This is a genomic window from Synechococcus sp. W70.1, from assembly GCF_047461515.1.
Classification (GTDB): domain Bacteria; phylum Cyanobacteriota; class Cyanobacteriia; order Thermostichales; family Thermostichaceae; genus Thermostichus.
The window spans coordinates 1-23,636 of sequence record NZ_JANSHH010000013.1 but is presented as its reverse complement, the minus strand read 5'-3'; the positions used below and the strand labels follow the sequence as shown (position 1 = coordinate 23,636).

Sequence of the window (23,636 nt, the reverse complement as noted above, 5' to 3'; positions counted from 1 at the left end):
TTTCTTGTCTACAGGTAAAGTGCCGGTGGTTACAGTCAGCATTAAGTAGCAACAGACTTCACGCCGTAACTTTGGCGGTGGCTGAGGTGAAGGCCCCTGAACGCCTCTTGCGCAGCGCGGGGCAACCAAAACTAGGTGGTAGCCGCAACTGCTTCGTGGCAAGGCAGACTGCTCTCGTCCGTTGGAAATTGCCATCCTCGAGACACTAGGATTTTGGTCTTCACCCCATAGAACCAGGCCGGCTGGAGCAGAGAGGAGGCAGTTGTGTCAAAATCAAGAGACGCGCCGGTGCCCAGTTGAGCTTTCGCAGAGTTGTCTTGGTACCCTCAGCCATGGTCACTCAGTCCCTATCCACCTCCCTGATTCGCTTTCTCACCGCTGCCGTAGCTGAAAGCATTCAACAGGCAGCCGCAGCAGGGCAACTGGGGTCCTTGACTCCCGAGCAGGCAGCCGGCGTGGTGCCAGTTGTTCAGATCCCCAGCGATCCTCGCTATGGCGATTACGCCTGTCCCACTCCCTTGGGAATGGCCAAGCTCTGCCGCCTAGCGCCGGCTCAGATTGCTCAAACCCTGCAAAAACACCTGGATTTGCCGGATATTGAAACTGAGGTGGCAGGGGGAGGGTACCTCAATTTTCGGCTTGGGGATCCCTTTTTGGCCAGGCGACTGCAAGAGTTGTTGAGGTTGGGGGACGACTTTGGCAAAACAGCTACCCCCCATCCTGAGCGCATTTTGCTGGAATATGTTTCCGCCAACCCGACAGGTCCGCTGCACGTAGGGCATGGCCGCTGGGCGGCGGTTGGCTCCACCCTGGCTAACCTGCTGCGCTGGACAGGCCACCAAGTGGAGCGGGAGTTCTACATTAACGATGCCGGCAATCAGATGCGGCTCTTAGGTCAGTCTCTAGAGGTGCGGGTGCGGCAACTCCAGGGCGAAGAAGTGGCTCTGCCAGAGGACGGCTATCACGGCAGTTACTTGATCGATATTGCTCGGCGGCTGCTGGAGCAAGTGCAGGCTGGGATCCGCCCTCTGCCAGCCAGCCTAGAGGAATACATAGAGTTTGCTTATGAGGAAATCCTGGCCTGGCAAAAGCAGACCCTACAGCAGTTGCGCACCGAGTTCGATCACTGGTTTAGCGAGCGCTGCTTGCATACGCCAGATCCCCAGACGGGCCTGAGCGCTATCCAGCAGGCTTTGCAAGAGCTGCAAGAGCGCGGTTTTCTCTATAGGGCTAGAGCGCCGCGAGGCGAGGATCCCAAGCTAGGGGCCGAGGAGGCCGTTTACTTCAAAACCCAAGAATTTGGCGACGACAAGGATCGGGTGGTGCAGAAGGCTGATGGCTCGTTTACCTACCTAGCTGCTGATATCGCTTACCACCGCGACAAAGTCCGGCGGGGCTACCAGCGGCTGATCAACATCCTTGGCTCGGATCACCATGGCTATATTGGTCGCCTGAGGGCAGCGGTGGCGGCCTTCAACCCAGAGGTGAAGCTGGAAATCCTGATTGGCCAATTTGTCAAGTTGTTTAAAGCTGACCCGGAAACTGGAGAGAAGGTCGAAGTGCGCATGTCCAAGCGCACTGGCAATTTTGTTTCGCTAAACGATCTCATCGAAGATCCAGAAATTGGCGTGGGGGTCGACGCAGCGCGCTGGTTTTTGCTCAGCAGCAGCATGGACAGTCCCATCAACTTTGATTTGGATTTAGCTGTCAAGCAAACTTTCGATAACCCAGTGGTCTATGTCCACTACAGCCACGCCCGCTGCTGTACCCTGTTGCGGCGGTTACAGGAGGAAGAAAAAGTGAAACTAACTGACGAAGTTGCCCTGACGGAGCAACGAAGACTGCCCTACAGAGAACCCGAAGAGCGAGCCTTGCTGTTGCGCCTGTTGGCTCTGCCGGATGAGCTGATTGCCGCTGCCGAGGAGCGCGCCCCGCATAAAATCATCCGCTATGCAGAAGCCGTTGCTGCCGATTTCAACAAGTTTTACGACAACTGCCGCATTTTACCTCTCTTGAAAGAGGATCCCCTCTTGGCGCAAGCCCGCATTCAACTAGTGCAAGCTACGCGGCAGGTCTTGTTTAACGTGCTCACTGGCATCCTTGGCCTAAGTGCCCCCGAGTCCATGTAAAGCTTGACCGAGTTCCTATCCAAGGTTCAAGCAGCAAAAAAGGGATCCCGCCTAGGGATCCCTGGAGTTGCTTTAGCTAGGCAGTTAGCCCGACAAGGAAGCTGTCGAGGCAATGAGGAAAGCCGCGTAGGTCAGCACATACCCCACTGTGAAGTGAGCTAGACCCACCAAGCGCCCTTGCACAATCGACAGGGCCACTGGCTTATCCTTCCAGCGGATCAAGTTAGCCAAGGGAGTGCGCTCATGCGCCCACACCAAGGTCTCGATCAGCTCTTGCCAGTAGCCGCGCCAGGAGATGAGGAACATGAACCCCGTGGCCCACACCAAGTGGCCGAACAGGAACATCCAGGCCCAAACCGACAGGTTGTTCATCCCGTAGGGGTTGTAGCCGTTGATCAACTGAGCGGAGTTGGCCCAGAGGTAGTCCCGCAGCCAGCCCATGAGGTAGGTGGAGTTCTCGTTGAACTGGGCGGTGTTGCCGCTCCAGATCCCCAGGTGCTTCCAGTGCCAGTAGAAGGTGACCCAGCCAATGGTGTTCAGCATCCAGAACATGGCCAGGTAGAAAGCATCCCAGGCCGAGATGTCGCAGGTGCCGCCCCGGCCCGGCCCGTCGCAGGGGAAGCTGTAGCCGAAGTCTTTCTTGTCCGGCATCAGCTTAGAGCCGCGGGCATCCAGCGCCCCCTTGACCAGAATCAACGTGGTGGTGTGCAGGCCCAGGGCAATGGCGTGGTGCACCAGGAAGTCCCCAGGGCCAATGGGCAGGAAGAGGAACCCATTGGGGTCGTTAATGGCTTGCAGCCAGCCTGGCAGCCACACGTTGCCGTGGTTGGGCCAAGCAGTGGAGGCAATGCTGTTGGGATCCGACAACAGCACGTTCATGCCATAGAGCATCTTGCCGTGGGAGGCCTGGATGAACTGGGCAAACACCGGCTCGATCAGGATTTGCTTCTCCGGCGTGCCAAAGGCCTGCATGACGTCGTTGTGGACGTACAGCCCCAGCGTGTGGAAGCCCAAGAACAGCGACACCCAGCTCAGGTGGGAGATGATCGCCTCCTTGTGATCCAGCACCCGCGCCAGCACGTTGTTCTTGTTGGCCTCGGGATCGTAGTCCCGCACCAGGAAGATGGCTCCGTGAGCAAAAGCTCCTACCATCAAGAAGCCAGCAATGTACTGGTGATGGGTGTAGAGAGCCGCCTCCGTGGTGTGATCCATGGACATGAACACGTAGGGGTTGAGGGCGTACATATGCTGGGCCACCAGCGAGGTCACCACCCCCAAGCAGGCCAGAGCCAGTGCCAACTGGAAGTGCAGGGAGTTGTTGACCGTATCGTAGAGGCCCTTGTGCCCTTCGCCCAGTAGGCCCCCAAAGGGAGTGTTCTTGGGGGGGTTATGGGCGCCCAGGATCTCGCGGATGCTGTGGCCAATACCCCAGTTGGTGCGATACATGTGCCCAGCCACGATGAAGATCACCGCAATGGCCAGGTGGTGGTGGGCCATGTCCGTCAGCCACAGAGACTGGGTGTTGGGGTTGAAGCCGCCCAAGAAGGTAAGGATGGCCGTCCCTGCCCCTTCTGCGGTGCCCCAGACGTGGTTGGCCGTGTCTGGGTTCTGGGCGTACACCCCCCAGTTGAGGGTGAAGAACGGCTTCAGGCCCGCTGGGTGGGGCAGGGTGGTAAGGAAGTTGTCCCAACCTACGTGCTGACCGCGGGACTCGGGGATGGCCACATGGATCAGGTGGCCCGCCCAAGCCAAGGAGCTGACGCCAAACAGGCCGGCCAGGTGGTGGTTGAGACGGGCTTCGGCGTTCTTAAACCAGCTCAGGCTGGGGCGGAAGCGAGGCTGTAGGTGCAGCCAGCCAGCAAACAGGAACACCGCTGCTAGTAGCAGTAGGCCAATGGCGCCGGCGTAGAGATCGCCGTTGGTGCGTAGGCCAATGGTGTTGAACCAGTAATAGAGGCCAGAGTAGGCAGCATTCACAGGGCCACCGCCACCAGGTTGGGTGAAGGCCTCCACTGCCGCCTTGCCAAAGTGGGGATCCCAAATGGCGTGGGCAATAGGCGTGACGCCGGTGGGGTTGGCCACCCATTGTTCATAGTTGCCCTGCCAGGCGATGTGGAAGACGTTGCCAGAGGCCCACAGGAAGATGATCGCCAGATGGCCGAAGTGAGTGGCAAACAGCTTTTGGTAGAGCCGCTCCTCTGTCATGCCATCGTGGGTCTCAAAGTCGTGGGCGGTGGCAATGCCATACCACAGACGTCGAGTAGTGGGATCGCTGGCCAGGTCTTGGCTGAATTGGGGAAAACGAGTTGCAGTGGTCATGATTGTCTCTTCCTCCTTGCCTTAGCCGAGTGCGGCAAACCGTGCCAGGAAGAACGCCCAAGTGGTCACGATTCCGCCCAGCAGGTAGTGGGCCACACCGACCGCCCGCCCCTGGATGATGCTGAGGGCGCGAGGTTGAATGGCCGGAGCAACTTTCAGTTTGTTATGGGCCCAGACAATGGACTCGATCAGCTCCTGCCAGTAGCCACGGCCGCTGAACAGGAACATCAAGCTGAAGGCCCAGACGAAGTGGGCGCCCAAGAAGAGCAGTCCATAGGCCGACAGCGCCGAGCCATAGGAGTTGATCACCTGCACCGATTGGGCCCACAGGAAGTCCCGCAACCAGCCGTTGATGTTGATAGCGCTGGCTGCAAAGTTGCCTCCGGTGATGTGCTCAATCGTGCCGTCCGGGTTGACGGTGCCCCAGATGTCGCTCTGCATCTTCCAACTGAAGTGGAAGATCACGATCGAGATGCAGTTGTACATCCAGAACAGCCCTAGGAACACGTGATCCCAAGCGGAGACTTGGCAAGTGCCGCCGCGGCCCGGGCCATCGCAGGGGAAGCGGAAGCCCAGCTTGGCCTTATCGGGGATCAGGCGAGAAGAGCGGGCAAACAGCACCCCCTTGAGCAGGATCAGCACCGTGATGTGGATGGTCATGGCGTGAATGTGGTGAACCATGAAGTCCGCCGTGCCCAGCACCATCGGCATCATGGACACCTTGCCACCCACAGCCACCACATCACCCCCAAAGATGGGGCTTACCGAAGCGCCCACATAGGGAGCAGTGCTAGCGATGGCCTTGGTGTGCAGAGATTGAATCCACTGGGCAAAAATGGGCTGCAGCTGGATGCCTGTATCCGAGAACATGTCCTGCGGACGGCCCAGGGCCTGCATCGTGTCGTTGTGAACGTAGAAGCCGAAGGCGTGGAAGCCTAGGAACAGGCACACCCAGTTCAGGTGGCTGATGATGGCGTCGCGGTGGCGGATCACCCGATCCAAGACATTGTTGCGGTTCACCGCCGGGTCATAATCGCGAACCATGTAGATGGCCCCGTGGGCAGCGCCGCCAACGATAAACAGGCCCCCTATCCACATGTGGTGGGTAAACAGGGAGATCTGGGTGGCGTAGTCAATGCCCATGTAGGGATAGGGGTTCATGGCGTACATGTGCTGGGCCACGATAATGCTCAGGGATCCCACCATGGCCAGGTTGATGGCCAGTTGGGCGTGCCAAGAGGTGGTTAGCACTTCGTACAGACCCTTGTGGCCCTCGCCCGTGTAGGGGCCCTTGTGGGCTTCCAGGATCTCCTTAATCGAGTGGCCAATGCCCCAGTTGGTGCGGTACATGTGGCCAGCCACGATAAAGAGCACGGCGATGGCCAGGTGGTGGTGGGCCTGATCCGTCAGCCAGAGGGCGCCCGTTTGCGGATCCAGACCACCCTTGAAGGTGAGGAACTCCGCGTACTTGCCCCAGTCCAAGGTAAAGAAAGGCACCACCCCGCTGAAGAAGCCCCAATCCACGCTGGGGAACATCTCCTTCATCAGGGCCGGCTTGAGGATGAATTCATGGGGCAGAGGGATCTGGGCCGCCGGCACGCCGGCATCCAACATCTTGTTGATGGGAATGGCCACGTGGATTTGGTGACCAGCCCAGGCCAGCGCACCTAGCCCCAGCAGGCCCGCCAGGTGGTGGTTGAGCATCGACTCTACGTTTTGGAACCACTCCAGCTTGGGAGCCCGCTTGTGGTAGTGGAACCAGCCAGCAAACAGGCAGAGGGCGGCCATCACCAAGCCGCCAATGGCCGTTACCAGGAGCTGAAACTCATTGGTGATGCCGGCAGCCCGCCAGAGGTGAAAGAGGCCCGACGTGATGCGGATCCCTTCAAAGCCGCCGCCCACATCACCGTTGAGGATCTCCTGGCCAAAAATGGGCCAGACTACCTGGGCGCTGGGCTTGACATTGATGGGATCAGCCAGCCAAGCGGAGTAGTTGGAAAACTGAGCGCCGTGGTAGTACATGCCGCTCAGCCAAACGAAGACCACCGCCAGGTGGCCGAAGTGCGCCGAAAAGATCTTGCGAGAGATGTCTTCTAAGTCGCTGGTGTGACTGTCGAAGTCATGGGCAAGAGCATGCAGGTTCCAGATCCAGGTCGTGGTCTTGGGCCCCCGCGCCAGGCTGCGATCGAAGTGCCCTGGCTTGGCCCATTTCTCAAATGAGGTGGGAACTGGATCGATATCAACCGAAACCTTGACTTTTGGCTCTCGCTCCTTAGGTGTAGTTGTCATCAAGAACTCCTCTCTTGCGACTAGGAACGAAGCACCCCCGCCCTAGCAAAACTGGGGATTCCCCCCTGGGCGGGGCTTACCTGGCATTATAGGTCAGCCTCTGTAAACCCCCTGTCGCTTCACAATAATTAAACTCAGGAGCCAGGCATCCCCTCCCACCTGAGGGATTACGGCAGGCTGGGGATCTCTCCTTTGCATAGTTGTGTAACGGACTTTCAGCTTGCAGAAAGAGCTGGCCGGGATGGATCACTCGTTTCAGTGGCTAGCCTAAATGATCGGTCTGGCAGCAGAAGGGCAGTGCCTACCCCAGCGGCGTGAAGCCGAAAATTGCGGGGCAGGGATCCCTCAAGATCCGTTTGCTAAACTGTGAGCAATTTGCTGACAAGCTCTGGCGATGGCCACTTCTACCTGCACCTTTTTGCATTTGGCCGATGTACATCTGGGCTGCGACCGCTACGACAGTCCAGAACGGAGCAAAGACTTTTTCTTGGCCTTTCGGGATGTGGTGCGCCGCCATGCCATTCAGAAGCGGGTAGACTTTGTCCTCATTGCTGGCGACCTGTTTGAGCATCGACAAATTCAGCCGGGGGTTCTCAACCAAGCCCAGCTTGTCTTGCGGGAGCTGAAGCAGGCAGGGATCCCGGTTTTGGCCATCGAGGGCAACCACGACAGTCGCCCCTATGGTGTCAAGACCAGTTGGCTGCGCTACTTGGCCGATCACGGAGAGCTCATTTTGCTGGAGCCAGAGGAAGGGGAACAGGGCCTGGAGCTGCACCCCTGGTCAGACGGGCGGGGTAGCTACTTGGATCTCCCCTGTGGAGTGCGGGTCATCGGCTCCCAGTGGTACGGGTCAGCGGCTCCCAAGTCCATTGAGCAGTTGGCGGCAGCTATTCGGCAGTTGCCTCCTGGCCCCGAGCGGGTGGTGTTGATGTTCCACCACGGACTGGAAGGGCAAATTGCCCGCTACCAGGGCGCCTTGCGCTACCGGGATCTCCTGCCTCTACGGGAGGTGGGGGTGGGCTATCTAGCCTTAGGACATATCCACAAAAGCTATGCAGAAGAAGGCTGGATCTTCAATCCAGGATCGCTGGAGGCCACCAGTACTGCTGAATGGGACCTTCCGCGAGGGGCTTACCGCGTCCGCTGGGGAGAGGGACCGCCCCAGGCAGAGCTGGTGCAGGATTACTACCAAAGACCCTGTCAGCGACTCTACCTCGAGGCTAAGGGTCGAGAAACGCCTGCCGAAATTGCTGCAGCAGCCCTTGCCATGGCCAAGGAAGTTGGGCCGCCAGGCGACGGGCCAGAGCCGCTGGTAGAGTTGCGGCTGGTAGGCCAGGTGGGCTTTGCCAAGCACGAGCTGGATAGCCGAGCTCTGCAACGGCAAATTCAGCAGCTTACTGGTGCCCTGGTTGTCCTGTTTCGTTTCGAGGCCAATTCTCTTGAGATTGGCTCGGCCGCTCTTTCCCTTGAAGAAGAGCAAAGGCTCCAAGTTGAAGAGAAAATCTATAGGGATCTGCTGAGCAGTCATGCCCACTACCGGAAGCGCAGCAAGGAGCTGGCGCAGCTGCTTTTGGATCTCAAAGAAAGAGTCTTGGAGGGACAAAGCGAGGCAGAGATATACACCCGCCTGAGCGGAGCCTTTGTAGGAGAAGAAGACTGATCATGCGGATCCTCTCGGTAGCTCTCCAGAACTTTAAGGCCTACGAGGAAGCTGTCTTTGAATTTGAACCCGGTATCAACGCTATCTGTGGAGAAAACGGAGCCGGAAAAACCAGCATTCTGGAGGCCATTGCTTGGGTTCTGTTTGACTACTGTCCCTACAACCAAGAGGAGCTGATTCGCACAGGCGCCAACGATGCGGTGGCCACTGTACAGTTTGTCTCGAAATGGGATCAGCGCACCTACAGTGTCCGCCGCAGTGTAGCCCAGGGCTATCGCCTCTTTGACCCCCAGCTCAAGCAGCGCCTAGACTGCGAACGCAAAACCGATGTACTGGCTTGGCTAAGGCAACACTTGGGAGTGCCCGCGGGTACAGATTTAGCACGGCTGTTTGCTACAACTATCGGTGTGCCTCAGGGTACATTTACAGCAGACTTTCTCAAAACAAGCAAAGAACGAAAAGAAGTCTTCGACCGTATCTTGAAGGTAGAAGAATATCAGCAGGTTGCTAAGGATTTGCAGACGGTTGAAAAATACAGTGAGGCACAGGTTCAGGCTGTTAAGCACAGAATCGAGCTGCTTCATCAACAACTGCAAGACTGGGATCTACTCCAATCAGAACAGCAAGAGATTGAGCGAGAGTTAAACTACTGGCGAACACATCTCAATCAATGCACCCATACCCTAAGTGAAACCAGGCAGAAGCTTGAACACCTGGAGAAGCTGCTTGAGCAAATCCAAACACTTGAACAGCGAATCGTTCAACTGGAGCAAAAGAGATCGCTACTAAATCTATCCCTTGAGCAAGCGGAAAAGCTATGGGCAGAAGCCAAGCAAGCTCAAGCAGAGCAAGAACAATCTCGAGCAGGGGCACAGCGCTTCCTAGCCATAGAGGCTCAGCTGCGGGAGTTGGAAAAGCAACAGCAGCAGCGCTTGGAGTGGCTAAGGCAGCGAGAGAACCTACTCTTGCAAAAGCAGAATATTGAGAATCAACTGGCAAGACTTCAGGAAAAACTAAGCCAGCTACAGCGCTGGAAACAGGAGCTAGAAGATCTTGCACCTAAAGTTCAGCTCCAGGAAGAGCTGGAGCGCCAACAAGACCGCTGGACTCAGCAGCTCAATACCTTGCTACAGCTATACCAGGAATGGGAACAACTACAAGGAAAGTGGTCAGCCCAAGCTGAATGGTGTCAACTCCTACAGAGCCGAGTTCAAGAAGCGGAGCAAGCCCAGATCATTTGTCAACAGCATCAACCAGCCTATAGGCGCTATCTAGAGCTGGAAAACCTCATTGTCGAGCAAGAAAAGCTACGAGGGATCCGACAAACTCTAATGGCCCAGCGGGAAGCGCTGAGGCAGCATCTTCACCAGCTACAGTTGCGCGGATCCGAATATCAGCAGCAGCTTCAGCTTTTGCAGAAAATGGAAGCCGATAGGCTTTCCTTGCAAGCTCTCTGCCAAAGGCAGACTGAATTGGAACAACGTTATAACCAAATTAGCCAAAAGCTAGCCTACTTTCAGACCTTGCGCCTTGAACTTAAACAACAAGAGATAGAGCGGGAGCAGGCCCGCACCCAACTGGAACACCTGCAGCAGCAGCTTCAACAACGACAGGCCGACCTGGAGCGACTAGCCAGCCTACCCAGGCTAGAGGCTCAACGAGAACGGCTGCAAACTCAGCTAAGCCGCATCGCAGCAGCACGGCAGTTTCAACAAGAGCTGAAAGACCTTTTTGAGGAAAGCTCTTGCCAACTTACCGAGTGCCATCGCCGCATCCAGGAGCTTATCCAAGAGCTAGCTGTCTACCAACGCAACTACCCTCAGTTTCAGGTCCTGTGGCAGCAGCTCCCGGAAGTCCTGTATCAGTCTTTGGTTCTGAACCAACGTTTGCTGCAGTCAATCCACCAAATCCTTCAGGATCTTGCTCCACAAACAGATGAGACTCAACTGCGCCAGCAACTGGCTGACATCCAGAGGCAGCTCAAGGCCCTGCAGCCCCTAATTGGCTTGACTGCCCAGATCCCTGAGCTGGAGGCTCAAATTGAGCAATTGACACACCTGCAAAACGAACGGCAACGCAAAATTGAGGATCTTCAATGGAGCCTTGAGGCTGAGCACAACTTTCTCCGGCAACACCAGGAAATTGGACAGGCTCTCCAGGCATTGGGAGATCCCAAAAGCCAGCTCCAGCGCCTAGAAAGGGAGCTCAGCAACAAGCCACAAGTAGAGCAAGAGTATCAGCGGATTGAGAATCAGGTTCATCAGCTTCAGCAGCAGATTCAAACTCTAGAACATGAGCTCGATCCTCTTTTGGAGCTGGATGAAAAGATCACTGCTTTGCAGGAGGAGCAGAGGCGCCACCGCGACGGCTACGAAACTTTTATCCGCATGCAGCTTCTAGCCCAAAGCTTGCCCCAGCGCCAAGATGAACTCCAAGCATCCCAGCTAGTCTTAGACCAAATACAGAAAGCTAAGCAAGAAAAGCAAGCCCAGATCGACCGTTGGGAACAGATAGAGGGCTCCAAAGATTACCTGCAAGCTCAAATTGCAAAAACTGCTGAAACTTTAAGAGAATTAGGGGATCCCAGAAGCCAAGCTGAGTGGCTAAAGGCAGAGCTTAAGCTGGAGGAGCAGTACCTAGGCCTGCAAGCCGGCTACCTTCAGCAAATCCAGGACTTAGAGGCAGTGCTCCAACCTCTTGAAGAAGCCCTGTCCCAAACTGAACACCTGGAGCAGGAGCTGGGATCCCTACAGGAAGAACGCGAAAGATACCGCTTAGATCACGAACGCTACCTACGGGCGGAGCCTATTGCCAAATTGCTAACCGAGCGGGAACAAAAACTAGCCGAGCTCAAGGCCCAACAGCAAGAGTTGCAAACTCAACTAGCTCAACTGCAGGCAAAGCTGGATCCGCTAACTTCCCTCTACCAGCCGCAGGAGCACCAACATCTTCGATCCCTTTTGCAGTCTACCGAAATCCAAAAAGCCAAGGCCCAAGCTCGACTGGAAAGCCTTTCCCCGCAGTTGCAGAAAATCCAGGAGAGACTGCAGCAACTGGAACAGGTGAAGCAAGCCTTAAAGCAAGCTGAGGTGGAAAGAGCTGAAAAAGAGCGGCTGCACCGCTTCATTAAGTTTAGTCGAGATACCTACAAAAAAGCCGGTCCTCAAATTGCCCAGTACTACCTGCAACAGATCAACATTGTTGCCGATCACCTCTTTCGCGAAATTCTCAACCGCTCTGATGTCAGCCTTACTTGGGAACCCGACTATGAGATTCGCATCCAAGAAAGAGGGGGGGCCAAACGACGTTTTGCCAGCCTTTCTGGAGGAGAGCAAATGTCGGCAGCTCTAGCTGTTCGCTTAGCTTTGCTCAAGGTACTGGGACAGTTGGACATTGCCTTTTTTGACGAGCCTACTGCCAACATGGATGCCCAGCGCCGCCAACGACTAGCGGAAGCCATTACCAACTTGCGTTCCTTTGAACAGTTATTTGTAATTAGCCATGACAATACCTTTGAGCAAGTAACAGAAAACATCATTCGCGTGGAAAGGCACTCCGGATGATGAGGAGGAATGACAGTCATGGTTTTTAGAGCTGACCGGGTGCTGGCTGTTTTACGGCAGAAGCGCGAGGCTTTTGCTACTTTCGATCGAGGGCTTTCAGAGCGCCGAGAGTGGTACCGCCAGGCGATGGAGAAATTGTGCCAGTGGTCAAGCGCAAAGATTGCTGAAAGAGTAGCTCGATTGGCTTTCCCGGGTGCCTTGCCTACTCAGGAATGGGATCTTTACTCCAGCTGGACAGTCCCTTTTAAGCAAAAGTGGAATAGCTATGAAGAAAGCTATGAATGGGCAAGACCAGTTATTAAAAACATCCCTACCTTTGCAGTAGATGGATCCCAAATCTACCCCAGCAAAGATTTGTCAATACCGGTAGCCCTAGTGCAGATTGGCTGGTATGAGAACTATCACTGTGACCAGGGCCTATACCAAAAGGATATTCAGGTCGATGTGCTAACGCCAAGAGATTTGGAAGCGGGAAGTAGCGGCGAGCCCAAAGAGAGTATCGTCAACAGGCGCCGCTTTCAGATGGAAACAGAAAAAGTTGCCGAATATATTTGGCAATCTCGACCTGGATCCCAAAAACTAGCCTTCTTGGATGGGGTATTGGTGGCTACTTTTGCTGAAACTCTTGATGCCAAGAGTCAAGACTTCTATGTGGAGTGTTTGTTACAGGTACTGCGAGCTAGTGAGCAAAACCGGATCCCTGTTGTAGCTTACATTGACACTACATACAGCTCGGACTTGGTAACGCTGCTAAGGCACTGCTTTGATCTTCCCGAAGCTCCCTACCTACACGATGCGCAGCTCCTTAGCTCCTGGTTAGAGTGGGGAGACCGAACCCCTTTTTTTGTCTGCGCCTGCAGTGGCGTTCTCAACCCTCAAGAGGGGATCCTCAGCCGCTACCAGGAAATGCAAAGGCGAGTGGGGTTTGTTTACCTACGCACCACTAACGAGAACTTTCCAGCTCGACTAGAGATCCCCGTTTGGGTTTACGAGGCAGGCCTGTTGGATTGGCTGGTAGATTTGGTACGCTGTGAGGTAATTATTGGCCGAGGCTACCCGTATGTACTGGAGACGGCAGATCAGGTGGCCGTTATCCGCAATGAAGATCGCAACCTTTTCTTGCGCCTAATGCAGGAGTGGGCCAGCCGCGAGAAGCTTAACCTCCGGCTATCGCGGAAAACCCTTAGCAAGCTGCAGCGGAGACGGATCTGATGAGACTGGGTAAGGTGGTTCGCTCCAACAGTCACTGCGACTACGTGGTACAGGTGGATGATGCTCTAGAGGTCAAAAACCCTCCCTCCCCTGAAGACTATGGCTTTGGCAGCTTTGTCAAGCTGGAAAGCAACCAACGGCACTGGGCTGTGGGCTTAGTTTACAACAGTCAGATTTTAAACCCCATGTTTCCTAACGCTGGGCCCCGTCTTTCCAGCCAGCCGGATCCTTATTTCTCTCCTGATTTGCAAAATGAGGTGCGTACATTACTTTCGGTAATCCTCATAGGAGCTTTGGACGAAGAAAGGGGTTGTGGCTGGCAAGGGATCCCGCGCGTAGTGGTGCCTGTCAACACGCCTGTCTTTCGCATGAGCCAGGAGGAAATTCTACGCTTTCATCTCAACCCTCAAGGCCAAACCCAATTTTCGTACTATGGACTGCTCTTAAGCAGCGGTGGTAATTTTGCCAACCACCTTGTCTATCAAGTCTTAAACGATATCATACCTATGTTTTCTGACCCCGCCCAGCGACGAGCTCTGCAAATTTTAAGCAAGGAACTGGCTTGGAAAATAACCGTAGGAGCGATACGCCGATGAACCAAAAAACTCTGGACACTTCCAATGGCCGCCCTAGAGAAAGCCCCTCTTTCCCGGCGGAGGATACTCCGGAGGTGATCGGCACCGTCAAAGGCCCTGGCGAGACCTCCAACCAATATGTGTTTATTACCTCCAATACCCAAGCGGTAAAGGTGGGCGATTTTGTCTATTACGAGGTGCGAGATTCTCAGTCCCAACCTCTAAAGATCTTGGGTAAAATTAGACAAGTTCAGCTTTTGGATCACATCCCCGATCGCATCTTTGCCGACACGGAGATCGATCCCAGCACCATTGTGGCCCTAGTTGGCTTTACCCATCCCAACCCGGAGATCTACGCTGTAACCGTCGAAGTCATCGGCTATTTCGATCGGGCTATGGGCTTTATTAACCCCCGCCGCTCCCCGGAGCCGGGCGCTAAGGTCTTTTTGGCTTCCAATCAGCTTTTGAAATCCGTCTTGAACAAGCGGGAGGAAACAGCAGTTGGGGGGGCCCACTTGGGCAGTCTGCTACTGCGCGAGGAAGGAGCAGTTCCTGTGGTTCTGGATGTCAAGGAAATGGTCAGCACTCATCTAGCCATTTTAGCAGGAACCGGCTCCGGCAAATCCTACACAGCAGCGGTTTTGGTGGAAGAGCTGATGTTGCCCAAAAATCGCGCTGCTGTCCTAATTTTTGATCCGCATGGAGAATACCACACTTTAGCGGAAATGCAGTCTCATCCCAAGTTTGTAGGGGAAGATGGCTACAGACCTAGGGTCAAGGTTCTTTCTCCTCAGGAAATTAAGATTCGGGTGTCTTCTCTCAAATTTTTTGACATCCTTGCTCTGCTTCCAGAGACCACCGAGCGACAGAAATCTTTTCTGGAGAAAGCCTTTCGCAAGGTTACTCAGTTTGATCCACTGCACTGGACAATTCAGGATCTGATCGAGGCCGTCAACGAAGCAGACTCCAGAGAAGACGGCTCCCAAGGATCCTCGGCCCCTGCTTTGGAGTGGAAGCTGGAACAAATTGCTCGCTCCCCTTACTTTAGTAACGTAGAGCACCTGGCTCCTAGGGATTTATTTGAGCCGGGTCAAGTAACCATTCTCCAGATGCACGAAATCAGCCAAGAAGAACAGCAAGTTATCGCCGCTGCTATTTTGCGCCAGGCTAACCACGCCCGCATCAACACCGAAAAGGGCAAAATTCAGCCAGGAGATGAGAACTACCTGCCTTATCCTGTTTTCATTTTGCTAGAGGAAGCGCATCGCTTTGCTCCTGCGCACGAGCCTTCTCGTTGTAAACAAGTGTTGCGCACTATTCTTAGCGAAGGACGCAAGTTTGGGCTGGGGGTAGGGCTAATCACGCAACGACCCGGTAAGCTAGATTCAGATATCCTGTCGCAGTGCATGAGCCAGTTTTTGATGCGAATTGTCAACCCTGCCGATCAGGAAAACTTGCGCCATAGCGTCGAGGCTGCTGGCCGGGATCTCCTCCAAGAACTACCCGCTTTAAGTAGAGGGCAGGTGATTGTCTCTGGGGTGTGCGTCAATACCCCTGTCTTGTGCAAGGTGCGGCAGCGCTACACTCGGCATGGAGGCGACACCCTCGATGTCCTTAGCCACTGGCAGGGTTACTTCCGAAAGCACCGCCAACAGGAGCGCCTCGCTCACTCTGCCCCCCTCAAGCCGCGTCCTCAACCCCAAGTGGTGGATGGATTGAGCATCGACTAGTTTTGGGGCAAGCAGGATGAGGAAACAAATTTTTTTGCAAGGGTGGCTGGGCATCACCGCTGCCTTTTTGCTAGAAGCGGGGCCTGTCTATGCCCAGTTGCGGCTAATCCCTGACGCGGCGCGGCGGGTGTATGAGGCCCTGCCGGATCTGCCGCTGGAAAACACCTACACTCCCATTAACCCCAATGACGGCGGCCCCCGGCCTGAAGAAGATACCTTGGTGCGCCGGATGATGCTCTATCACCTGCAGGTGGCTGGGCGTTCCCCCACTGATCGCTTCGATTGGCAACTGACACTGGCTGACTATTGCGATGCCAACGAGCCAATGGTTGCCCAACAGTACCCTGGGGCTAACCGTCTTACAGTCAACCCCTACACTCGGGACAAAGCCGTTGTGCAATCTTTGAGCCGCCAGCAACGTCAAGCCCTGCTGCGGGCCCTTGTGCTGGCCTTTGGCGGGGATCCCGATCCCAAGCCTCTGTACATTCCTCCCGACTTGAAGGCTGCCCCTGCCCTTCCCACTCCAGAGCCCATGAAACCCTTGCTACTGCCGGGGAGGGGAGGGGCCGACTTGCTGAGGCCGCTCTGAAAGACTTATACAACCCCGGGCAAAAGCAGACTTTCGCTCGGGGTTGAGGCTTTCTTCCTGCTTCAGCGACCCGTGGCTAGTGGCAGAGTCCACCCCTACCACCCCGCCAGAGGGATCTCCACAGGCGTGACTTCCCCGCAAGCTGCAGGTAGTTGCTCCTTGCCCTTAGCGGGCACACAGGCTAAAGACGGAGCCAACTTTAGCCTAGGCAAAGTGTCTACCAGAAAAGATGTACTTGCAAGACTACTAGCTCAGCCCATCTACGTCAAGGCAGAAGGTTGGTTATGCCACAAAGTGGCCAATTGTACGGACTCCGTCCCGCTTACGCGAACGGTGAATCAAGAACTAGAGGAGAACCCTAGCGGACTCCATGTTACAAGCTGTCTCGCTGCTACTTACTCCAGAATGCGCTTTCCAGTGTAGTTTTCAATGCAGCGCAGAAACAGCTCCACGCCGAGGCTGAGGGCAGCCTCATCAAAATCAAAGCGGGGGTGGTGGTGAGGGTAGTCCAGCCCCTTGGCAGGGTTGGCAGATCCCAGGAAGAAGTAGCAGCCAGGAACCTCGTTGAAGAAAAACGAGACGTCCTCACCCCCCATGGTCATCTCGGGGAGGATGGCGGCCTCTGGGCCAAATACTTGACGGGCAGCTTGTTCTACGAGAGCTGTTAGCCTGGGATCGTTTTCAACTGCTGGATAGCCCCGCTCGTACTGAAACTTGTAGGTGGCTCCGTGAGCCTGGCAAATGCCGGCCACGATTTCTTCTATGCGCTTTGCAATTAGCTCCCGCACCTCTAGCTGAAAGCTGCGCACAGTGCCCCAAATCTCAGCCCTAGGGGCAATGACATTGAAAGTGTCGCCAGCGCGGAACCGGCCTACTGTTACCACGGCTGGCTGCAGCGGATCCACATTGCGGGAGACGATGGTTTGCAAAGCGCTCACGATGTGGGCTCCCACCACAATGGCATCCACCGTCTGCTGGGGAAGGGCAGCATGGCCACCTCGCCCAATGACCTCGATGTGAAAGCGATCGGCAAAGGCCATCAAGGGGCCGCTTTTGACGCCAATGGTGCCCAGCGGACGGTTATTCCACAGATGGAGAGCTAGGAGGGCTTCTACATCCGGGTTCTTCAGCACCCCCGCTTCTACCATTGGCTTGGCGCCACCGGGGCCCTCCTCGGCGGGCTGAAAGATGACCTTGACAGTACCTCTGAGGCGGTGGCGGTGCTGCTGTAGCAGCTTAGCCGTGCCTAGGGCGATAGCCATATGGCCGTCATGGCCACAGGCGTGCATGACGTTGGGGACGGTGGAACGGTACTCCACCTCATTGGCTTCGTGGATGGGCAGGGCGTCCATGTCGGCCCGCAGCGCCAAGACCGGCCCTGGCTCTTCTCCTGGAATGGTGGCTACAATGCCAGTGCCGGCAATGCCGGTTTGGTGCGGGATCCCCCAACTTCTTAGGCGCCAGCTGAGGTAGGCGGCAGTTTGCTTTTCCTGAAAGCCCAGCTCTGGGTATTTGTGCAGGTGGCGCCGCCAGGCCACCAGTTCCGGCTGGAGGGCTTGAACGGCAGGGCGCAGGGCGGGAAAGGACATAACCCGGGGGAAGTAGGATGGACAGCGTCAGGGCAAGGTTCTCTCGGGGCTGCAGGCAGCTGCCTATTACCCAGTATGGCAAAGCTAGGCCAGGAGGGGCTTTGCTCGATACCTAAGCCCATAGGAAGTTGGTTTCCGGAGGCAGATCCTGCCAGCGGCCCGGCCCCACTGCGCGCAACGCCTCTGGCAAGGAGATGGCCCCCGAGTAAAGGGCTTTGCCTAAAATAGCTCCCGCCAAGCCAGACAGGCTGAGTAGGGCAAGCAAGTCGGTGAGCGAGCCGATCCCCCCAGAAGCGATGACAGGCAGGCGGGAAACAGCCAGGATCTGGCGCAACTGCTCCAGGTTGGGCCCAGCTAGGGTGCCATCCCGGCTGATGTCGGTGTAGATGATCCCAGCAGCCCCCTGAGCTTCCACTCGCTGCACCAGTTCAGTGGCCTGTAGAGGCGTAGTACTCAGCCAGCCGCGGGTGGCCACTTGCCCTTGGCGGGCGTCGATCCCCACCCAAATCCGACCAGGTAGGGCCTGGGTCATCGCCTCTAGGGTCTTGGGATCCTCTACAGCCACAGTGCCGACAATTACCCGATCCACTCCCAGATCCAGCAACCGCCGCGCCCGCTCCAGGGATCGGATCCCACCCCCCACCTGGACCGGGATAGCTACCCGGCTGACAATGCGCTCGATCGTGGGGAGGTTGCTCTGGTCCCCACTTTTGGCCCCGTCCAGATCTACCACGTGCAGGCGAGGAGCACCCTGGGCCGCCCACACCTCGGCCTGGTGGATGGGGTCAGCAGCCACTTGCTCTGCCTGGGCGTAATCCCCCTGGTAGAGGCGCACAGCGCGGCCCTGGAGGAGGTCAATGGCGGGGATTACCTCTAGAAAGGCGCTGCTGTAAGGCATGATGAGATCCCTTAGGGAGCTTCTCCAGTATCGCCCAGGAACAAAAAGCCTGGCGGGGCGAGCATGAACGCGCGTCAACTGGCTCTGTTGGCCTTGCAGAAGATTGAGCGACACAACGCCTACGCTGACGTCGTGCTAGAGCAGCTGTTGGCCCGCAGCCACCTGAGCCCTGCCGACTGCCACCTGGTCAGCGAGCTGGTGTACGGTGTTACCCGCCGTCGCCGCACCCTCGATGCCCTGATTGACTGCTTCGCCCGCCACCCTGCTTCCAAGCAGCCCCCCGACTTGCGGCTCATTCTCCACCTTGGCCTTTACCAACTGGCCTTTTTGGATCACATCCCGCCCAGGGCCGCCATCCACACCAGTGTGGAACTGGCCCGCCAAGTGGGTTTGGGATCGCTAGCGGGGGTGGTGAACGCCATCTTGCGCGCCTACCAGCGCCAGGTGCTAGTGCAGCCGGAAAGGGATCCCCTCCAGCCCCTGCAGGAAAGGCTGCCTGCTGATCCCATTCAGGCCTTGGGGATCCGGCACAGCTTTCCCGACTGGCTGGTGCGTCTGTGGTGGGAGCGCCTAGGGCCGGCTGAAACTGAAGCCTTGTGCGCTTGGTTTAACCAGCCGCCCCATCTGGATCTGCGGGTTAACCCCCTGCGGGCAGGGATCGACAAGGTTAGCCAAGCCTTTGCAGCCGTGGGGATCCAGGCTACCCCTCTCCCCGACGTGCCAGGCGCTCTGCGGCTAGGACATTCTGCCGGCGATATTCGAACCCTACCTGGCTTTGCCGAGGGCTGGTGGAGCGTTCAGGACGCCAGTGCTCAGCAGGTGGTGCACTGCCTGGATCCTCAGCCGGGGGAACGGGTCATTGACTGCTGTGCCGCTCCGGGGGGCAAGACCACGCACATAGCCGAGCGGATGCAGGATCGCGGCGAGATTTGGGCTTTGGATCGCCACCCCCACCGCCTGCGCCGCTTGGAGGAAAATGTGCAGCGCTTGGGCTTGAGCTCGATCCGTCCCCTGGCCATCGACCTGTTGGCCCTGAGCGCCGCTGCCCAACCCCCTGCCCCCTTGCCCCCGTGGCAAAGCGCCGATCGCGTGCTGCTGGATGCCCCTTGCTCTGGTCTAGGCACCCTGCACCGCCGTGCTGACGCTCGCTGGCGACAAACCCCCGAGCGGATTGCCGAGTTGGCCCAGTTGCAAGCTCAGCTTCTGCAAGTGGCAGGCCGTTGGCTGAAGCCGGGCGGGCTGTTGGTGTATGCCACCTGCACGCTGCACCCTGCTGAAAACGAGGGAGTCATCCAGTCTTTCCTCAAGACCCATCCCCAGTGGGCGCCAGAAGGGGATCCCTTGCTCATCTGGCCTCACCGGCAAGATCGGGATGGGTTTTTTATCCAACGGCTGCGCCGCTGCGATTAGATCCTCCCTATGGCTTCTGAGCTGCTCACCAGCCCCAAAAACCCCTGGATCCGCAAGTTGCGGCAGTTGCACCGCAGCAAGGGCCGGCAGGAACAGGGCGCCTTCTTGGTAGAGGGATCCCACCTCGTCGAAGAGGCCCTGCGAGTTGGCTGGCCCCTCCAAGCTCTCTGCTACACGCCCGAGTGGGCTGAGCGTCACCCTTACTTGCTGGCCAGCCTACCCAAGGATCTGCGGCGGCAGGCCGTCAGCTCGGAAGTGATGGCGGCGCTCTCGACAACCGAGTCTCCGGAGGGAGTTGTGGCAGTGGCTGTCAGCCAGCCGATCCCCTCTCCTCCCTTGTCGGGGGTACGCCTGGGCCTTGTGGTAGAAACCCTGCAAGATCCAGGCAATTTGGGAGCTCTGATTCGCGCCGTAGCTGCTGCAGGAGCCGATGGCCTCTGGCTAAGCGCAGACAGCGTTGATCCCGAAAACCCCAAAGTCCTGCGGGCTTCTGCCGGCCAGTGGTTTCGCTGCCCGCCGCGGGTTTTGCCCGACTTGGCTAGCTGGATCCAGGCCTGTCGTCGCCATGGCATCCAAGTCTTGGCTGCTACCCTCTCCCCCAGCGCCACCTGTTACTGGGATCAAGACCTCACCTGCCCCACCCTCTTTCTCCTGGGCAACGAAGGGTCGGGCTTGAGGGAAGCAACCATCCAGCAGGCCAATGCCCAAGTGCGGGTCCCTATGGCCGAGGGCGTCGACTCCCTCAACGTGGCCATGGTGGGGGGACTGCTGCTCTACGAGGCTCTGCGCCAGCGGCGCTCCCAGGGAGGAACTGCTTAGCTGCTCTCCCAGAGCTCCTCCTCTGCAAAGGCTGCTTCCTCTTCCTGCTCTCCTTCCCCTACTCCTGCTGGATAGCTAGTAGAAACCGGCACTCCTGCCGAAAGTTTTTCGCGCACAGCCGCTTCCACCTCCGCCAGTAGCTGCGCGTTTTTCTTTAGGAAAAGAACCAAATTGTCTCGCCCTTGGGCAATGTTTTCTTCCTTGTAGCTATACCAAGAGCCGCGCCGCTTAAGAATGCCCATCTCCTCGGCTAGATCGATGATGCAGCCGACGTTGGAGATCCCTTGGCCAAAAATGATGTCAAATTCCGCCCGCCGAAACGGAGGAGCGACCTTGTTCTTCACCACCTTAACCCGCGCTCGGATCCCGTATTCTTCTGCACCTTTTTTCAGAGTTTGCACGCGGCGAATATCTAGCCGTACTGAGGCATAGAACTTGAGGGCATTGCCGCCCGTGGTGGTTTCCTGGGGACCGTAGCCGACGCCACCAATTTTGGAGCGCAACTGATTGAGGAAGAGAACGATCGAGCCTGTCTTGCTAACGCTGCCCGCAATCTTGCGCAGGGCTTGACTCATCAGGCGGGCCTGCAGCCCTAGCTGGGCATCTCCCATCTCTCCCTCCAGCTCGGCCCGAGGGACCAGCGCCGCCACTGAATCCACCACGACAATATCCACAGCCGCAGAGCGCACCAGCTGATCGACAATTTCTAGGGCAACCTCTCCCGTGTCCGGCTGGGAAATCAGCAGATTCTGGATATCCACCCCCAAGGCTGCCGCGTAGGCTGGATCCAAAGCATGCTCCGCATCGACAAAAGCAGCCGTTCCCCCTTGTTTTTGCACCTCGGCAATGGCGTGCAGGGCCAGCGAGGTTTTCCCCGACGACTCCGGCCCAAAGATTTCAATGATGCGCCCCTTGGGGTAGCCGCCGCCCAAAGCCAAATCAAGGGTAAGAGCACCACTGGGGATGGTCTCCACCCGTATCTGGGCAGCATCCCCCAGGCGCATGATTGCCCCCTTACCAAAATTCCGCTCGATCTGGCCCAGGACCTGCTCCAGCGCCTTGCGTTTCTCTGCCTTTAGCCTCTCCAAGTCGTCCCCATTGTTTACGGCAGCAGCTTTGCCTTGGGCCATAACCCGCACCCTCCCCCACTCGTGGCGGTGAGAAGTTGAGCCTGCATTCTAGCATTGCCGTTCCCTTGGCCTAGGCGGATCCCTGTTCTCTCCCTCAGCTTGCGGCTGGAGCGGGGGGGCGGGGGATGGGTAGAGTGGGCTAAAGGATCCACTCAGGAAGGCTCCTGTGTTCACGACTTTGGTCTTACAATCCCCCGGCCCACTGGTGTTCAGTTGGGGGCCTTTTAGTCTGCGCTGGTATGGCCTGCTGATTGGCCTATCCACTGTTCTGGGCCTTTTTCTAGCTCGCCACCTGGCAGAGCGGCGTGGCCTTTCCCCGGATGTCATGCCCAACCTGCTGCCGTGGCTGGTGGTGGGATCCCTGCCTCTTGCCCGCCTGTACTATGTGGCCTTTGAGTGGGAGCGCTACCGCCATGGCCCTTGGTGGAAGGTTTTGGCCCTCTGGCAGGGAGGCATGGCCATCCACGGCGCTTTGCTCGGCGGCAGTATAGCCCTCTACCTGTTTGCCCGCCAACAGCGGCTAAACTTTTGGCTGCTGGCCGACTGCATCGTTCCTTCTCTCAGCCTTGGCCAGGGGATTGGACGCTGGGGCAACTTCTTCAACAACGAGGCCTATGGAGAGGCGTTGCCTCCGGATAGTCGTCTATGGGTGCAACTGCAGCTTCCTGACGGCTCCCGAGTCCACCCCACCTTTTTGTACGAATCCCTCTGGAACTTCAGCCTCTTTGGGATCCTACTCTTTTTGAGCTACCGGCGCCGGCTTCCTCCCGGTACTCTCTTGGGCTTTTACCTGGTGGGGTACAGCCTTGGTCGTTTTTGGATCGAGGGCCTGCGCACTGATAGTCTCATGCTGGGATCTCTGCGGGTAGCTCAGGTAGTCAGCCTAGCCCTTATTGCGGTCGGCTTGGCTTTGATAGGGACAGCTCAAAGACGCGCTTCTAGGCAAGAGGGGGGGAGAGCGATCCCCACTCAGCCCCTCGAAAAGGAGATCTCAAATGGCGGATCTGGCGATCACCGATGAAGGGCTTTGGCAACAAGCCTCTCCTTTGGTACTGCCGTCTGCTGCTGCCACCCAATCCCTAGCAGCTCTCCTGGGGCAGACCGCCGCCTGCCTTCTCACTGCTCCAGAGCAGCAGTTTGCCCTCCCCCAAGCGGTTGAGATCGACTCTACCCCCGGCTTGGTCATTCTTCTCGCAGGCGGCCTAGGCAGCGGCAAAACCACCTTCGTGCAGGGGCTAGGGCAGGGACTGGAGATCCCTGAGCCCATCGACAGCCCCAGCTTCGTGCTGGTGCAGGAATACCGCACGGGACGGATCCCTCTCTTCCACTGCGACCTCTATCGCCTAGGGCCTACCTCTGGTGCTCATGCCAGCGAGGTAGAGGCTTCGGCTCTAGAAGATCTGGGGCTGGAAGAGCTTTGGGGCCAAGTTGGGATCACTGCCATTGAGTGGCCTCAGTACCTCCCTTACCTGCCTCCAACCTATCTCTGGCTGCAGCTAGAGCCCCATCTGCAGGCAGAGGGATCCCGCCTGCTACATGTCAAGGGCAGGGGGCTTAGGACTGCCCAGCTTTGGCAGCAAGTACTTTCCCAGCTTCCTCAGCGAGGCACCAAAGGGTAAAGGCAGTTACCAGCAAAAGCCCCTTATGGGTCTTGACGATGTGGGGGAGAGTGGGATAGGGTAGTGAAGCGCTGACAAGGCCACCAGGCCCAGCGCCCCAGAACC

At 57.1% G+C, this 23,636-nt stretch carries 16 protein-coding genes; 11 read left to right on the top strand and 5 right to left on the bottom strand.

From position 1 onward, the window contains the following. Positions 1-332 precede the first annotated feature (332 nt). Positions 333-2,129 (top strand): arginine--tRNA ligase, encoded by a 1,797-nt coding sequence (gene argS, locus NW808_RS02245; RefSeq protein WP_414420137.1) that lies wholly within the window; start codon positions 333-335, stop codon positions 2,127-2,129. An 84-nt stretch (positions 2,130-2,213) separates the two neighbouring features. Here the strand turns inward: argS and psaB are convergent, their stop codons facing one another. Continuing rightward, the gene (gene psaB / locus NW808_RS02240) at positions 2,214-4,448 is read right to left on the bottom strand and encodes a photosystem I core protein PsaB (protein WP_414405791.1); all 2,235 of its coding nucleotides are present in this window, start codon (positions 4,446-4,448) and stop codon (positions 2,214-2,216) included. Positions 4,449-4,469: 21 nt separating this feature from the next. Then, positions 4,470-6,737, bottom strand: a complete 2,268-nt coding sequence (psaA, locus tag NW808_RS02235) for a photosystem I core protein PsaA (protein WP_414405790.1) — start codon at positions 6,735-6,737, stop codon at positions 4,470-4,472. A gap of 394 nt (positions 6,738-7,131) precedes the next feature. On the opposite strand from psaA, the gene NW808_RS02230 reads away from it, so the two are divergent. Genes NW808_RS02230 through NW808_RS02205 form a run of 6 tightly spaced genes read left to right on the top strand, consistent with a single transcriptional unit; the run spans position 7,132 to position 16,066 of the window. After that, positions 7,132-8,397, top strand: a complete 1,266-nt coding sequence (locus NW808_RS02230) for a metallophosphoesterase family protein (protein WP_414420136.1) — start codon at positions 7,132-7,134, stop codon at positions 8,395-8,397. 2 nt (positions 8,398-8,399) lie between these two features. Continuing rightward, positions 8,400-11,960 (top strand): AAA family ATPase, encoded by a 3,561-nt coding sequence (locus tag NW808_RS02225; protein ID WP_414420135.1) that lies wholly within the window; start codon positions 8,400-8,402, stop codon positions 11,958-11,960. A gap of 9 nt (positions 11,961-11,969) precedes the next feature. Continuing rightward, on the top strand, positions 11,970-13,172 hold the full coding sequence (locus NW808_RS02220; protein WP_414420134.1) for a DNA double-strand break repair nuclease NurA: 1,203 nt from the start codon (positions 11,970-11,972) through the stop codon (positions 13,170-13,172). Continuing rightward, the gene (locus tag NW808_RS02215; RefSeq protein ID WP_414405786.1) at positions 13,172-13,768 is read left to right on the top strand and encodes a hypothetical protein; all 597 of its coding nucleotides are present in this window, start codon (positions 13,172-13,174) and stop codon (positions 13,766-13,768) included. The genes NW808_RS02220 and NW808_RS02215 overlap by 1 nt, the downstream gene beginning before the upstream one ends. Continuing rightward, on the top strand, positions 13,765-15,477 hold the full coding sequence (locus tag NW808_RS02210; protein ID WP_414396639.1) for a helicase HerA domain-containing protein: 1,713 nt from the start codon (positions 13,765-13,767) through the stop codon (positions 15,475-15,477). Before NW808_RS02215 ends, NW808_RS02210 begins: the two co-directional genes overlap by 4 nt. Positions 15,478-15,493: 16 nt before the next feature. Continuing rightward, positions 15,494-16,066 (top strand): hypothetical protein, encoded by a 573-nt coding sequence (locus tag NW808_RS02205; RefSeq protein ID WP_414420133.1) that lies wholly within the window; start codon positions 15,494-15,496, stop codon positions 16,064-16,066. Positions 16,067-16,461: 395 nt separating this feature from the next. On the opposite strand, the gene NW808_RS02200 is transcribed toward NW808_RS02205, so the two are convergent. Continuing rightward, positions 16,462-17,655, bottom strand: coding sequence for a M20 metallopeptidase family protein (locus NW808_RS02200; RefSeq protein ID WP_414396633.1), 1,194 nt, complete (start codon positions 17,653-17,655; stop codon positions 16,462-16,464). A gap of 112 nt (positions 17,656-17,767) precedes the next feature. After that, on the bottom strand, positions 17,768-18,553 hold the full coding sequence (gene hisA, locus NW808_RS02195; RefSeq protein WP_414420132.1) for a 1-(5-phosphoribosyl)-5-[(5-phosphoribosylamino)methylideneamino]imidazole-4-carboxamide isomerase: 786 nt from the start codon (positions 18,551-18,553) through the stop codon (positions 17,768-17,770). Positions 18,554-18,616: 63 nt separating this feature from the next. Between hisA and NW808_RS02190 the strand changes: the two genes are divergently transcribed. Next, on the top strand, positions 18,617-19,963 hold the full coding sequence (locus NW808_RS02190; protein ID WP_414420131.1) for a 16S rRNA (cytosine(967)-C(5))-methyltransferase: 1,347 nt from the start codon (positions 18,617-18,619) through the stop codon (positions 19,961-19,963). Between the two features lie 9 nt (positions 19,964-19,972). After that, a complete protein-coding gene (locus tag NW808_RS02185) occupies positions 19,973-20,782 on the top strand; it encodes a TrmH family RNA methyltransferase (protein ID WP_414420130.1) in 810 nt (269 codons plus the stop codon). On the opposite strand, the gene recA is transcribed toward NW808_RS02185, so the two are convergent. Continuing rightward, on the bottom strand, positions 20,779-21,912 hold the full coding sequence (recA, locus tag NW808_RS02180) for a recombinase RecA (protein WP_414420129.1): 1,134 nt from the start codon (positions 21,910-21,912) through the stop codon (positions 20,779-20,781). The two genes, NW808_RS02185 and recA, sit on opposite strands and share 4 nt — an antisense overlap. Positions 21,913-22,078: 166 nt before the next feature. Between recA and lgt the strand changes: the two genes are divergently transcribed. After that, positions 22,079-22,933 (top strand): prolipoprotein diacylglyceryl transferase, encoded by an 855-nt coding sequence (gene lgt / locus NW808_RS02175; RefSeq protein WP_414420128.1) that lies wholly within the window; start codon positions 22,079-22,081, stop codon positions 22,931-22,933. Next, on the top strand, positions 22,908-23,531 hold the full coding sequence (gene tsaE / locus NW808_RS02170; RefSeq protein WP_414420127.1) for a tRNA (adenosine(37)-N6)-threonylcarbamoyltransferase complex ATPase subunit type 1 TsaE: 624 nt from the start codon (positions 22,908-22,910) through the stop codon (positions 23,529-23,531). The genes lgt and tsaE overlap by 26 nt, the downstream gene beginning before the upstream one ends. The last annotated feature ends 105 nt before the right edge of the window (positions 23,532-23,636 follow it).

Bases quoted from the DNA above. Each gene is read 5' to 3' on its own strand.
- psaA (WP_414405790.1), bottom strand. From the start codon at position 6,737: ATGACAACTACACCTAAGGAGCGAGAGCCAAAAGTCAAGGTTTCGGTT.
- NW808_RS02205 (WP_414420133.1), top strand. From the start codon at position 15,494: ATGAGGAAACAAATTTTTTTGCAAGGGTGGCTGGGCATCACCGCTGCC.
- hisA (WP_414420132.1), bottom strand. From the start codon at position 18,553: ATGCCTTACAGCAGCGCCTTTCTAGAGGTAATCCCCGCCATTGACCTC.
- psaB (WP_414405791.1), bottom strand. From the start codon at position 4,448: ATGACCACTGCAACTCGTTTTCCCCAATTCAGCCAAGACCTGGCCAGC.
- recA (WP_414420129.1), bottom strand. From the start codon at position 21,912: ATGGCCCAAGGCAAAGCTGCTGCCGTAAACAATGGGGACGACTTGGAG.
- NW808_RS02185 (WP_414420130.1), top strand. From the start codon at position 19,973: ATGGCTTCTGAGCTGCTCACCAGCCCCAAAAACCCCTGGATCCGCAAG.
- NW808_RS02190 (WP_414420131.1), top strand. From the start codon at position 18,617: ATGAACGCGCGTCAACTGGCTCTGTTGGCCTTGCAGAAGATTGAGCGA.
- NW808_RS02230 (WP_414420136.1), top strand. From the start codon at position 7,132: ATGGCCACTTCTACCTGCACCTTTTTGCATTTGGCCGATGTACATCTG.
- tsaE (WP_414420127.1), top strand. From the start codon at position 22,908: ATGGCGGATCTGGCGATCACCGATGAAGGGCTTTGGCAACAAGCCTCT.
- NW808_RS02210 (WP_414396639.1), top strand. From the start codon at position 13,765: ATGAACCAAAAAACTCTGGACACTTCCAATGGCCGCCCTAGAGAAAGC.
- argS (WP_414420137.1), top strand. From the start codon at position 333: ATGGTCACTCAGTCCCTATCCACCTCCCTGATTCGCTTTCTCACCGCT.
- NW808_RS02220 (WP_414420134.1), top strand. From the start codon at position 11,970: ATGACAGTCATGGTTTTTAGAGCTGACCGGGTGCTGGCTGTTTTACGG.
- NW808_RS02225 (WP_414420135.1), top strand. From the start codon at position 8,400: ATGCGGATCCTCTCGGTAGCTCTCCAGAACTTTAAGGCCTACGAGGAA.
- NW808_RS02200 (WP_414396633.1), bottom strand. From the start codon at position 17,655: ATGTCCTTTCCCGCCCTGCGCCCTGCCGTTCAAGCCCTCCAGCCGGAA.
- NW808_RS02215 (WP_414405786.1), top strand. From the start codon at position 13,172: ATGAGACTGGGTAAGGTGGTTCGCTCCAACAGTCACTGCGACTACGTG.